General features: G+C 66.1%; 6 protein-coding genes and 1 pseudogene. 1 reads left to right on the forward strand and 6 read right to left on the reverse strand.

Features of this window, described 5'->3' with window-relative positions; translation table 11 throughout:
• Positions 1 to 48: 48 nt before the first annotated feature.
• The 4 genes and pseudogenes from GXY35_09685 to GXY35_09700 form a co-directional block, all read right to left on the reverse strand.
• On the reverse strand, positions 49 to 1509 hold the full coding sequence (locus tag GXY35_09685) for a PQQ-like beta-propeller repeat protein (GenBank protein NLW94847.1): 1461 nt from the start codon (positions 1507 to 1509) through the stop codon (positions 49 to 51).
• Positions 1510 to 1633: 124 nt separating this feature from the next.
• Complete coding sequence (locus GXY35_09690) at positions 1634 to 1984, reverse strand: hypothetical protein (protein ID NLW94848.1); 351 nt, start codon at positions 1982 to 1984, stop codon at positions 1634 to 1636.
• A gap of 1887 nt (positions 1985 to 3871) precedes the next feature.
• Positions 3872 to 3994 (reverse strand): annotated as a pseudogene (locus GXY35_09695) (laminin G).
• A 1603-nt stretch (positions 3995 to 5597) separates the two neighbouring features.
• Positions 5598 to 7184, reverse strand: coding sequence for a hypothetical protein (locus GXY35_09700; protein NLW94849.1), 1587 nt, complete (start codon positions 7182 to 7184; stop codon positions 5598 to 5600).
• A 205-nt stretch (positions 7185 to 7389) separates the two neighbouring features.
• Between GXY35_09700 and GXY35_09705 the strand changes: the two genes are divergently transcribed.
• Positions 7390 to 10524: an exo-alpha-sialidase gene (locus GXY35_09705; GenBank protein NLW94850.1), complete on the forward strand. Its 3135-nt coding sequence runs from the start codon at positions 7390 to 7392 to the stop codon at positions 10522 to 10524.
• Positions 10525 to 10709: 185 nt separating this feature from the next.
• Here GXY35_09705 and GXY35_09710 read toward each other — a convergent pair whose 3' ends face one another.
• Complete coding sequence (locus GXY35_09710; GenBank protein NLW94851.1) at positions 10710 to 12503, reverse strand: PQQ-like beta-propeller repeat protein; 1794 nt, start codon at positions 12501 to 12503, stop codon at positions 10710 to 10712.
• 52 nt (positions 12504 to 12555) lie between these two features.
• Positions 12556 to 13467: a hypothetical protein gene (locus GXY35_09715; GenBank protein NLW94852.1), complete on the reverse strand. Its 912-nt coding sequence runs from the start codon at positions 13465 to 13467 to the stop codon at positions 12556 to 12558.
• Positions 13468 to 13496 lie beyond the last annotated feature (29 nt).

Genomic DNA, 13496 nt, shown 5'->3' on the forward strand with positions numbered 1-13496 from the left:
CGTTTCATGCCAGCACCTCCATCGGTTTACGTGTGTGCGGCGCGCTCCCTACCGCACCGTGAACGGGCTCCGCGCCAGGAGGAACGCGTCCTCCGGCTTCGTGATCGGCTGCGACGGGTCGAAGAACCCCGCCATCACCTCGTAGCTCCCCGGAATCCCCGCCGGCACCTCCAGGTCCATCAGCGGATACGTCATCGGGTCCAGCCGCGGCACGTTCGACGCCACCGGCACGATCTCCGGCCCCAGCGTCAGGCAGTTCAGCATCGACTTGTCCGGCAGCACCACCACCGCGTACGCCGTGAACAACCGTTCCACCGACCGGTTCAATCTGAACTCCGCCTTGAACCGCTGCCCCGCGGAGAACTCCGTCCCGTTCAGCACCACCTCCGCCTGCGGCACCGGAGTCGCCGTCGGCGTCCGCGTCGGCGTACGCGTCGGCGTCGGCGTCGCCGTCGGGACGACCGGCGCCTCCGTGGGCGTGGGCGTCGGCGCCTGGCCGATACAGTAGAAGTTGTTGTCCATCGAACCGACGTACACAAGGCCGTCGCTTCCGATGATCGGCGAGGATTCCACCCCAGCGCCGGTCAGGAACGTCCACAGCAGGGCCCCGCCGGAGTCGACGGCGTATATCGAGTTGTCGGACGAGCCGATGTACACATTGCCGCTGCTCCCGATCGCGGGCGACGTGATCCTCAACGTCCCGCCGGTCTGATAACTCCACTTCAATGTCCCCGCGATGATTTTCAACGCATACAGCCGATTATCGTCGGAGCCGATGCATACGTCGCCGCCCGTCGTCAGCGCGGGGGAGGAGTAGATCGCCTTTCCCGTCCGATAGCTCCACGCGAGGCTTCCGTCGGAATCGACTGCGTAGAGGACATTGACGAGGGTTCCCACGAAAACCCTTCCGTTAACGGTGACGGCGGGAGAGCTTTGCGCGATGACGCCAGTATCATAGGACCACGTCAGCGTTCCGTCGCTCGAGAGTGCGTAGATCCTGCTGTCGGCGGATCCGAAATACACGGCGTCGGCGGTGTCGATGGCGGGGGACCCGTAAATGTCATTGCCGCTCTGATACGACCAGGTGAGCACCCCCGAGGAGGTCATCTGGTAAAGCCGGTTATCCATCGAACCGATGCAGATGCGCCCGTCGCTTCCCATCGTGGGCGCGCCGACCAGTTCTTCACCTGTCTCATAACTCCAGGAAAGCACGTGGGCGGAATCGAAGGCGTAGAGACAATTGTCGGCGGCGCCGAATCGTATGCCGTTGTTCTCATCCACCGCAGGCGAGGCCGTGTTGTTGAGCAAATCGACGTTATACGTCCATTGCAGAGCCCCCGTGTGCGTGAAGGAGAAGACGCAGTCGTCGGTCCCGATGTATACGCTGTTGTTGGTGCCGACGGCGGCAGAAGCAGTGATGACACCGGTCGTGTAGCTCCACTTGAGCAGGCATGCCGACGGTCCCTCGCACGTGCTCCTGCCGGTGTGCCGCGCGTCGTGCCGGAACATCGGCCATGGGGAGGAGGAGGGTTGCGCGAGCGAGGACCCGGCGGCGAGCGCAATGATGACCGACAAGACGAGCACGCGTTTCATGCCAGCACCTCCATCGGTTTACGTGTGTGCGGCGCGCTCCCTACCGCACCGTGAACGGGCTCCGCGCCAGGAGGAACGCGTCCTCCGGCTTCGTGATCGGCTGCGACGGATCGAAGAACCCCGCCATCACCTCGTAGCTCCCCGGAATCCCCGCCGGCACCTCCAGGTCCATCAGCGGGTACGCCATCGGGTCCAGCCGCGGCACGTTCGACGCCACCGGCACGATCTCCGGCCCCAGCGTCAGGCAGTTCAACATCGACTTTTCCGGCAGCACCACCACCGCGTACGCCGTGAACAACCGCTCCACCGACCGGTTCAATCTGAACGCCGCCGTGAACCGCTGCCCCGCCGTGAACTCCGTCCCGTTCAGCACCACCTCCGCCTGCGGCACCGGCGTCGCCGTCGGCGTCCGCGTCGGCGTACGCGTCGGCGTCGATGCCGCCGATACACTGCGCGAAATAGCTCCGCGTTTCCCGCCGTGATCCGGTCTTCATCGTGCCGGCCGCCCTTTCATAGAACGCTGTCCGTTGCCATCTCAAAGAGCACGCGTCTCCCGCCCCTTGCGAAAAGACGACGCACTGAAGCGACAACGGGAGGGAGACAAGGGGGTGTAACATATCGGAATGATCTGATAGGCCGCGGGTGAACCAGCGCGGCGTGAGGACGGCGGCTGCGCAACTCCAACCCGCTTCATATCCCGATCGCGAAACGTCTTCATCCGGCAGGTATCGGAGCAACGCTCGGGTGGCTCAATGCGCGACGAACGAGAATTGATGGCAATGGCGGCATCGATCTGTGATGCGACTCGGTGACAATGTGAATCGTCAGACTCATAGTTCTTAGAAGCCCTTTGGGGCATTACACCATCAGTCGTTTTTCAAGCTATCACCACGCTTCAGAAAATACAATCACCCGCAAGGGGGGATTTTTAGAGGGGCAATATCATTGGCCGGCATACACCCTCCGCCGATGTGTACTGATATTCACGGGCTTGGATGCATCTTCATCGCCACACATAACGCGATCCCGGAATCAAGACGATTATGCTATTACGGATTGCATCTCGGGCGCATGTCCCGCCGGTAAATGCATGATAAGATAGTTACACTTGTCGTTCTGCGCGATTCGAGAGTTTTCGCTGAATATGACGCATGGAGGAAGTGAGTTTCAAGCGATCGTCCCCCGCCAGACCCTATTCTTGAAGGTCCTCTCGTGCGCCCATACCGCAGTTCACCGACCTTGTCCGCCCCGTCTGATGGATGGAGAACGGTCGATCGAGAAGAGGTGACGGGGCGGTTCGATCCGGCATCCCGGCGCTACCGACGGCAATGCGGGGCGACCCGGCGATGGCGGAGGGGCGCCGAAGGGACTTCACAAGGGCATGTGCCCGCGGGACGGCGGACGAGAAGCGCCGGTTTGCCCGCGTATTCGTCAGGAGGATCGTGGCAACTCCGGCCGCCGGGGAGATTCAGATGCACCCGTTCGGCGATCCGACGGTGCTGGAGAGGAACGGAACGCCTGCAGGCGTTCTGACAGGCGTTTCGATCGACCTGGCAGCGGGGGCGGGGTAGCCGATTCGCACAGGGTGCCCATTCTCACGGCCTGCCGGCGCTATGCCGTGGAGGGACAGGAAGCTGGGGATATGCAGCTGCTCGACGCGGCGGTCTGAGGCACGCCGCCCCGCACGGGACTGGAAGCGGCGTCACTATCGTCGCAGTGTCACACCTCGACACGAGGGGACAGCACCGCCCCCTGTCCCCTCACCCATCACGGGGGACTAGTCGGAACGCAATCCCCTCCCGCCGCGCCGCTCCCGCGGCGAGGCGGCCGTTCACGGCGACAGCGTCGTCCTATTGGAGTTCTCTACCGGCAGGTCGGCACGCACCCATCCCGACCCGTCGCTGTAGAGGAACGCGGTGGCGAAGACCCAGTTCCCCCTGAAGTACGGGTCCGTCGGCGTGACGAACGCGAGCGTCCCGGACAGATCCACCGGCGGGAACGCCACCGCGCGCCACGTCGGGCCCTTCACCGACCCCTCGTACCGGTACGCGCCCGCCATCCCGTTCTCGAAGATGAACAGCTCTCCGCCCGCGAGCGCATCGTCGATGGAGGACGGGCCGTCGATTACGCGCGGGTTCCTTATGGCGGCCAGGTAGACGTCGACGGGCCGGGAGCGGTAGTTCCATCTCGTGAAGTCGCACGCCCAGCCGAGCGAGAGCGTCGCGCCGGGCTTGACGCCCGCGGGCGACAGGCGGAGCATGACGTAGTTCGACCGCGGCGTCGGCGTCCGCGTGGGCGTCCGGGTCGGCGTGCGCGTGGGTGTCCGGGTCACCGTGGGCGTCGGGGTGCGCGTGGGCGTGGACGTGGCGGTCCAATCGGGCGTGGGAGTCGGAGTCGGCGTATCCAGCGGGAGGGCAAACGGGTCGGTCGTGTCGTACGACCCGGGCGTTCCCGACGGGGTCGGCTGCGGCTGCACGCGGAAGTAGACGACGGGCGCCCCCCCGGGCAGGTCCGTCGCGGAGTCCCACACGTAGCTGTGCGGCGCACCACCGATGCCCGCGGAGAGGTCCGTCTCCCCGTCCCCCCCCGCTCCCATTGTGGCCGGGACGAAGGTGCTCCCGTCCGTGCTGTAGGTGAAGAGAGCCGAGGACGCGGTCGCCGGCTCCCAGTGGAAGAGCCGGTAGTCGATGAGGATGTTCCTGTCCGGCGAACTCTCGGGCGTATCCACCTCCGCCGACATATTCCCCTTCCGCACCGCCGCGCCGAGCGTGTAGAGCTTCGACAATCCCTCCATGCCCGAGCGAAGGAAGAAGTAGCTCTCGCCGAGGCGCACGGCGTCGAGGCCGTAGTTGCGCTCCGAATTCCAGTAGGACCCGCCCGAATGGATTTCGCCGATGCCGTTGATCGGCTCCTCGCGCATCGTCCAGTCGACACCGTTCGTCGAGTAGTAGGAGTATATCTGCGTATAACTGTTCTCGACCCACAGCATATACCCCTGCAATTCCCCGTCCCGGTAAACCTCCTCCAGCGCGCTTACGTGCAGGCTGGAAGAAGGTGTTGATCCCCCGGCGAACGTGATGATGTCGCGCACCTCGGCGGTGGGGACAGGCGCCGGCTGGCCGTCCCAGTGGCTTTGACGCTGCTGATCCCACGCGTACAGCTTCCAGTCGAGGCCGTTGTGCGAGATGTACATCTCGAAGTAACCCGGGTTCCCCGATGAGGTGCTATTCGAGTTCAAGTAGCATATGTACCGGTTGTTCATCGGGTTGTCGGTGTCGAGCGTGGGCGAACCCTCGGGGCGATAGAGGACATCGGGCTTCGTCATAAACTTGGTGGTCAGAGGGAGGTCGGAAACCTTGTAGTACGGCGGGCAATAGACCCCGTCGAAGGTCTCGGTCCCGGTCCAGGTGACGCCGTCGGGCGACTCGGCGTATCGGAAATAGGCGTGGTTCGAGTACCGGTTGTACCACATCTTGAACCTGATATCCGTGTCGCCGTTCATCGTGTCGCCGGCGGGGAAGCAGTTCGGATCGCAGGCGACGGCGTGGTGGCCAACGCCCCATTCCGGAGCGAGGCTCGCGAGCGGCGTGGGCGTGCCCCACGTCCGGCCGTCGGCGGAATGGGATATCCAATACGTTGCAGGAGTAGGGGTGGGAGCAGAAGGATTAGGGTTGGTGTACTCGTGTATGCTCACGAACTGCGTCCCGTCCCACGCCGTCCGGCTCTCGTAGTGCCGTTCGCCGCTGACGCCGATCGCGGGGGGCACCTCAGGACTCCAGTCGGTGTAGGTGAAATCCGTCCATAACGGCTGGGCCGGCAAACGAGCGGGCGCCGCGGCGGAGCCGAGCGCGAGCGCCGCAAAAAGATATGTCACCGCTGAATATGTCTTCATCCGAGCCCCCTTTTTCTGACGCCGCCCGCATTCCCATTCCGGCGGGCGCCCGCGGATCCGACAGCCGCGATATCCCGGCGCCTGCATCGGTCCGCCGAAGCCGCAGGGGTGATCACCGCCAACCCCACGAGGCCCACCCGTGGTCGCCGTACGCGCCGCCGGTATCCACATGGGGGAACCACGGCGGCGCCGGGTACTCGGGCGGCTGATAGTTCAGGCGGATCGGCGCGCCCGCTGTCACATCGAAAGCGCCGGAGGTTCCGTACGAGCCGTCTTCGGAGTCGGGAACCGGCTGTACCCGGAAAGTCACGCCCGTCGCCCCCGCGGGGAGGTCCGCCGCGGCGTTCCACGCGTAGACGTGCGCCGCGCCGCCGATGCCCGCGGAGAGGTCGGTGTCCCCGTCGCCCCCTGCGCCCATCGTGGCGGCTTGGTAGACGATCCCATCAGTGCTGTAGGTGAACAACGCCGACGGCGCGACCTCCTCCGTCCAGTTGAAGAGGCGGTACGACACGAGGACGGTCCCGGACGCAGGGCTCTCGGGCGTCTCCACCTCGGCCGACATCCTTCCCTTCCGGACCGCCGCCCCGAGCGTGTAGATATCGTAGGCCGTGCTCCTCCCCGAGCGAAGGAAGAAGTAGCTCTCGCCGAGGCGCACGGCGTCGAGGCCGTAGTTGCGCTCCGAATTCCAGTAGTCGTAGTACCCGTCCGAATGGATTCCGCCGATGCCGTTGATCGGCTCCTCGCGCTTCGTCCAGTCGACGCCGTCCGTGGAGTAGTAGGAGTATATCTGCGTATAACCGTTCTCGACCCACAGCATGTACCCCTGCAATTCCCCGTCTTGGTAAACCTCCTCTAGCGCGCTCACGTGCAGGCTGGAAGAAGGTGTTGATCCCCCGGCGAACGTGATGATGTCGCGCACCTCGGCGGTGGGGACCGGCGTCGGCTGGCCGTCCCAGCGGTCCTGGCTCTGCTGGTCCCATGCGTACAGCGTCCACTCGAGACCGTTGTGCGAGATGTACATCTCGAAGAAACCCGGGTTCCCCGAGACGGTGTTCGAGTTCAGAAAACATATGTACCGATTGTTCATCGGGTTGTCGGTGTCGAGCGTGAGCGAACCCTCGGGGCGGTAGAGGACGTCGGGTTTCGTCATGAATTTGGTGGTTATGGGGAGGTCGGAAACCTTGCAGTACGGCGGGCAATAGACCCCGTCGAAGGTCCCGGTCCCGCTCCAGGCGATGCCGTCGGGCGATTCGGCATATCGGAAATAGGCGTGGTTTGAGTAACGGTTGTACCACATCTTGAATTTGATATCCGTGTCGCCGTTCATCGTGTCGCCAGCGGGGAAGCAGTTCGGATCGCAGGCGACGGCGTGGTGGCCGACGGTCCATTCGGCCATAGCCGGGAGCGGCGTGGGGGTGCCCCACGTCTGGCCGTCGGCGGAGTAGGCTATCCAATAGGAGCCTTTGGCCCCCGACGGTTCGGTGTACTCGTGTATGCTCACGAACTGCGTCCCGTCCCACGCCGTCCGGCTCTCGTAGTGCCGTTCGTCGATGACGCCGATGGCGGGGGCGACGCCGGGGTTCCAGTCGGTGTAGGTGAAATCCGTCCACAACGGCTGGGCCGGCAGAAGGGCCGGCGCGGCGGCAAAGGCGAGCGCGAGCATTAGGAACAGCAGCGCGGGTAAGAGGGCTTTGTGCATCTCTCCGCCTCGTAGTAGCGCGCACCAGCGAAATTAGTATATGGATTCCATATTCTTTTGTCAATTACAACTACCTTACATATTACAGCTACCTTACAGACTGTCAACATACAGACTACAACACGCAGGGACTACACCCTGCTTGAATCGAGCGCCCCACAGGCCTATACTTGTTGCGTTGGCATGTGTGCGCCGGAGGTGTCTCATGCGACAGACGCGGTTCATCCCCGCCGTCTTCCTCGTCGCGGCTGCACTGCTCCTGTCCGCCGCCCAAACGCCGGGGCAGGAGTGCCAGACCTGGGAGTTCGACGACCCGGCGGGGTTCACGGGGAACCACGTCCTCATCGGGGACGGGGCCGCGTCCCTGCAGAAAAGCCGAGAGATCGGGGAGGAGTGGGAGGATGTATCTCTTCCCTACGGCGCAGACATCTCCCAGGTGCGCGATCTCGAGGTGCTCGCCGACGGGTGCCTCTACGCCTCCTCCTCCAGGCCCATCGCGGGCGGCCCCGAGTGCGGGGTCATCTGCAAGTCCTGCGACGGCGGCCTCACCTGGAGCTGTGCGGACCTCGAGGTGCCGGGCGTCCGGCGCTGCATGAGAATCGGCCGATTCTGGCAGGCCGCGGACGGCACCATCTACGCGGGGGGGTACGACTACTCGTTCACGACCGACAACTCGGGCGTCTGGAAGAGCGTCGACGACGGGGCGACGTGGACGCTCGTTCACGCCCTCCCCGGGACCGGATGCACGAGCGTCGTCGAGGCCGCCGACGGGGCACTCCTCGCCTCCACGCAGGGCGGCGGCACCGTGTGGCGCTGCGCCGAGCCGGTCGGCGCCCCCGGAACGTGGACCGCCGTCTTCGAAACCCCATCCATCCCGTGGGGCGGCGCGCCCGCCACGTACCCCCCCTACCCTCCCCCCGTGCTGCCCGCCTGCGACTATCTCTGGGACAACTACGGCGAGGGCTGCGGAGGAAATCCGTACACCTCCTATCCCAATCCGTACAGGCCGGACAGGACGCAGTCCCTGTTCCGGGCGGACGACGGGACGCTGTTTGTGTCGATTAACAGCGGCGCCCCGAGCATCTGGTCCGGCGGCGTCGCCGTGCGGAACTTCGCCCACATCTACCTCTCCTCGGACAACGGCCTCACCTGGCAGGACAGCGGCCCGTGGGACCCTCCGCCCGTGACCGAGCCCTACTACTGGGGCTACTGGGACGGGGCCGCGTGGGTCCAGCACCACCACCTCAACGGCTCGTTTGCCGCGGACCCGGTGCCCACGATGCAGTCGTTCCCGACCTGGGTGGACCACATCTGGCAGGACCGCGGCGGCACGATCTACGCCGCCTCATCGAGCGGCGACCCGTACCGCTCCTGGATCATCGACCCGCGCCCGGACGGCATCGTCTTCGCGTACAACCCGGTCGATAAGGTGTGGGAGGCGCTGGGGAACCTGCCGGGCCTCGGGGTCCCCCCGGGCACCGACACCTACAGCCAGAACAACGTGCTCTACTGCCACGAGATCGACGAGGACGCCGTCACCGGGCACCTCTACGCCGCCACGAGCAGCCAGGCCCTCGTCGTCCGCTCGGAAGACGGCGGCACGACGTGGGACTGGGCGATGTCGCCGCGGCCGCTGTTCGGCAAAGACGCCGCCGGCGACTTCTACTGCATCGAGGTCGCGTGCAACTCCTGCCTCTACCTCGGCTACCGTCGCTTCGGCGAGGTCTACGCGTCGCGCTCCGCCTACCACGACGACGGGTACGTACAGAATGCGGCCGGCTACGTGTACGGCGGGCCGCTCGCGCAGTTCGTGGAGACCGCCGCGGACGACAGCCACGGCACGGTCACCTACTGGCTCTCCGCCGACGGCTCGACCTGGCGCTGGTGGGACGGGAGCGGATGGGCTGCCACGACGGACCCCGCCGAGAGCAACACGGCCTCGACGGTGAACGCGCATATCGGGTCGTTCCCCTCCCCCGGGACGCTCTTCTTCCGCGCGTTCCTGCATCCGGCGACGGTGCACGGCTGCCCCAAGTCGCCCCGGCTCGCGTCGCTCGAGGTGTGCGCGGGGACGCCCACGCCGACCGTCACGCCCACCGGCACGCCGACGCCGACGCAAACCCCGGCGCCGTGCAACACGCCGCTGGAGATCGGCGACATCACTGACCTGCACATCGCTTCGACGCGTTCGAGCATCGACGGGGGATGGTTTTTCTACTTCGGCCTGGCGGACGACGTCTACTATAACCCGCTCGGGTACGTGGGCGACAACAGCAACATCTTCACGGACGGGGCCGCCTACACGCCCCAACCCGCCGGGGTGTGGGTGGGCCGCGACTCCGAGGACATCGCCATCCAGGCGGGCGACTATGTCACGGTGACCTATGACGGCGGATTGACGAAAAGGATCTACTTCCCGGCGATATACGGCGCGGACGTAACCCTCTACATCGCCCACGACGGTTCGACGTACTGGGACCTGGGACTGTGCGACCTGGCGCAAGGGGTTCCGACCCCCACCCCGACCGGCACGCCCACGGAGACGCCGACGCGGACCCCGACGCCGTGTAACACGCCGCTGGAGATCGGCGACATCACGGCGTTGCGGATCGCCGCGACGCGCGCGCAGGTCAGCTCGGGGTGGAGCTTCTACTTCGGCCTGGCGGACGACGTCTACGGGAAGCCGCTCGGGTACGTGTACGACAACAGCAACATCTTCACGGACAAGGCCTCCTACGCGCCGCAGCCAGCGGGGGTGCTGGTGGGGCTGGACCAGGAGGGGATCGCCGTCCAGGCGGGCGACTACGTCACGGTAACGTACGACGGGGGCCAAACGAAGCGGGTCTACTTCCCGGCGATACACGGCGATACCGTGGGCCTCTACATCGCCCACGACGGTTCGACGTACTGGGACCGGGGGCTGTGCGACCTGGCCCAGGCAGCCCCCACCTCCACGCCCACGCCGACCCCGGAGGTCTGCTCGTGCAGGGAGGTCGCGCTCGAGGTGAGCCCCGAGACGCTGTCCCCCGGGGATTCGTTCGTCGTGTCGGTCTGTATCCCGGTGATCCCTCCCCCTCCCGTCGACATCTACTGCGTCATCCTCGGCCCCGGCGGGAGGTTTTGGTCGCTGACGCCCAACGGGGAACTGGTGGACGGCATCCGCCCGGCCGCCCGGGGGTACGCGAACGCGGACTGCTTCTGCAATCAGTTCCGGCACACCGCCTGCACCGGCCTCACCCCGGGGACCTACTCGATGTGCCTCGGCCTGATGCCCGCGGGCGCGCCGCCGGACACGCGGAAAGCCCTGGATCTCGACTGGGCGTACGTCACCGTGCGCTGACCGCAGGCGGTGCGCGCATTCGTTCCCGCGCAGGGGGTTCAGCGGCGGTTCTCCCCCCGCCCCGCCGTCCGGCGCCGCGTCGGCGCGCTATCCGTCACGATGCGGCCCCCCCTCCCCCGCGCGGCGCGAGGACAGGGACGTTTAACGCCGCATTCGATTGCGCGCGAAAAAGTTAGATACAACGTCTACGGCATGAGGGTGAAGCCGCCGGACACGATCACCGGTTTCGACGGGACGATCCAGTCGTAGGTGCGCGTGTTCAGGAACGCCGCCGCGAAGCACCACTCCAGCGTGTCGCCTATCTCTGGCACCGTGAAGACGAGCGAGCCGAGGACGATATCCCCGTTGATCCCCACCGGGAACTCCACGTTCTCGAATGTCTTGGGGGGCGGCACCCCCTCCTCGTAGCGCACCGGCTTGAACGTGTCGTCGAAGATGTAGAGCCAGCCGGTGCTCGAGGCGATCTCCTCGACCGTCACCGCGCACGAGGTCGAACCGCCCGCCGGCGGGGTGGAAGCCGGGACGCACGGGGGGTTCGCCCGCGCGGCGACGTAGATATCCACGGGGACGCCGCGGTAGCCGTACTCGTCGAGGAACACCTCCCACAGGAGGGCGACCTTGTCGCCGGGGCGGTAGATGGTCTTCCCCTGGTTGGGGAGCACCTCGAGCTCGACGTAGTTGACGAATGGCGTCGAGGTGGGGGTCGGCGTCGGGGTGGGCGTCAAGGCGGAGTTGACGGCGTAGACGTTGTTGTCGCCGGAGCCGAAATGCGCCCTGCCGTCGGAGGAGAGGCCCGGGGACGACTCGATCGCGCCGGCCGCGACATAACTCCAGAGAAGGGCGCCGGTGGAATCGAGGATGTAGAAGCTGCCGTCCCCCGATCCGAGGTACACCCTCCCGAGCGCGTCGAGGGCGGGTGAGGAGAGGATCTCGCCGGCCGTCTCGAACGACCCCCTGAGGGTGCCGTCGGAATCGAGGAGATAGACGGTCTTGAACGCGGCGAAGCAGACGCCCCCGCCGGAGCCGATCGCGGGGGAGGTGCGCACATTCCCCAGGGTGCGGAACGACCAGCCGAAGGCGCCGTCGGAACGCAGCCGATAGAGGTAAAGGTCGTCCGAGCCGACGAACACGCTCCCGTCGGTGCCGAGCGCCGGCGACGAATTGACGGCGCCGCCGGTTGCGTAGCTCCACAGGAGCGTCCCGTTCGAGTTCAGGAGGTACACGCGATTGTCCCGGGAACCGAACGCGATCCGCCCGGCGCCGCCGACTGCGGGAGAGGAATGGATCCCGCTCCCGGTCGCGTACGTCCAGCGGAGGGAGCCGCCGGAATCGAGCGCATACAGCCGGGCATCGTACGAGCCGAAATACAGGGCCCCGTCTGTCCCGAGGGCGGGCGAGGAATGCACACGGTCCCCCGTCAGATAGGACCATTGCGCCGCGCCCGCCGCACGGTCGACGGCGTACAGGGCGTTGTCCCACGAACCGATGTACACCGTGCCGGTGCCCGTGATCGCCGGGGAGGAGGATAGTTCCCCGCCCGTCGCGAAACTCCACTGCAGCGAGCCCCTGGAGCCGACCGCGTAGAGATTCGCGTCCTCCGAGCCGACGTAGACGGTCCCGTCGGAGCCCACCGCCGGGGACGAATCGACCGCCCCGCCGGTGGCGTAGGACCACTGGAACCGGGGGATCAGCGGCCCCTTGTACGGGCTCGTGCCGGTGTGGCGCGCGTCGCGGCGGAACATCGGCCACGGGAGCGGCGTCGGGGTTCTGGTCGGCGTGGGGGTGATAGTCGGGGTCGGCGTCTCGGTGGGCGTCTCCGTCGGCGTGGGAGTGTTAGTCGGGGTCGGCGTCTCGGTGGGCATGGGGGTCTCGGTCGGGGTCGGGGTTTCCATGGGCGTTTCGCTCTGCGCGCGCGCGGCGGGGCAGGCGCAGAGCAGCGCGGACGCGACGAGGGAGAAGAGGAGCGCTACGGATTTCATCCGAGACCTCCGGCACGAGGGGATTGTCCGACGCCGCGTTGTGCGATCACGGTCATGTCCCCGGATTCTTCTCGATGCAGGTGACGACCTGGCCGCCCTTGAAGATGTAGATGTCTCCGGTCGACTGGGATATGGCGATGGCGACAGCGCGCGTCGCGGCGGTGATGGCGGCCGCGCTGTAGTGCCGGGAGCCGAGCCCCTGCGGCAAGGCGGTGGGCACCATCTGCGCCGAGATGTACGCCCCGGCGGTCTCGATAACCCCGTTGGACCGGATGATGAACGCCCCGTCGAGCTGGGCGAGCTCCTTGATCGTCTCCTGCACGCCGGGGTTGAGTATCTGGCGGCTCTGCTCGGAGTGCCCCTTGAACGGGTTGATGATCATCTGCTCGACGTGCTTCATCACCTCGCGCGTGTCGCCGAGGACGAAGATCGTCCCCACCGCGTGCCCCTCGCGCCCCTCGTTCGCGATCTCGATGGCGATGCGCATCAGCTGGTCGAAGACCGTGTGATCCACCTCGTCGGTGAACTGGGCCATTTCGGGCGACGAGAGGAGGGAGAACTCCTGTTCCACGTCGATGACCGCGAGCACGTCGAGGGTGCCCCTCTCCGCCGTGCCCGACAGGAATACGATCTTGTCCCTGGGGTTGATGATCTTGCCGGAGATCGCCATGATGATGCTGACGGTGAACTGCCCGATGCGCGACAGGTTCGACGAGGGGAGCTGGATCGCGTTGCCGAACATCTCCCGGCCGCGCGCCACCAGTTCCGGGTACGCCGAGACGAGGACGACCTTGTGCGGATGCTCGGCCTTGCGCAGGGAGGCCAGGTTGACCCGGACGTCCCCGAAGACGAAGAGCGCCTTCGCGGACGTCTGCCGGGCGATCGAGAGGCCCGCCCTGATGATCGCCGAGGTGACCGGCGCGGGCTTGGCCTGCTTCTGCTCCTTCGGTTCGCGCTTCGCCATTGCAGCCTCCTTCGGATCAAGAGACACGG

The organism is Chlamydiota bacterium (assembly GCA_012729785.1).
Lineage (GTDB): Bacteria > Auribacterota > Tritonobacteria > UBA1439 > UBA1439 > UBA1439.

Bases quoted from the DNA above. Each gene is read 5' to 3' on its own strand.
- GXY35_09685 (NLW94847.1), bottom strand. From the start codon at position 1,509: ATGTTCCGGCACGACGCGCGGCACACCGGCAGGAGCACGTGCGAGGGA.
- GXY35_09700 (NLW94849.1), bottom strand. From the start codon at position 7,184: ATGCACAAAGCCCTCTTACCCGCGCTGCTGTTCCTAATGCTCGCGCTC.
- GXY35_09705 (NLW94850.1), top strand. From the start codon at position 7,390: ATGCGACAGACGCGGTTCATCCCCGCCGTCTTCCTCGTCGCGGCTGCA.
- GXY35_09710 (NLW94851.1), bottom strand. From the start codon at position 12,503: ATGAAATCCGTAGCGCTCCTCTTCTCCCTCGTCGCGTCCGCGCTGCTC.
- GXY35_09715 (NLW94852.1), bottom strand. From the start codon at position 13,467: ATGGCGAAGCGCGAACCGAAGGAGCAGAAGCAGGCCAAGCCCGCGCCG.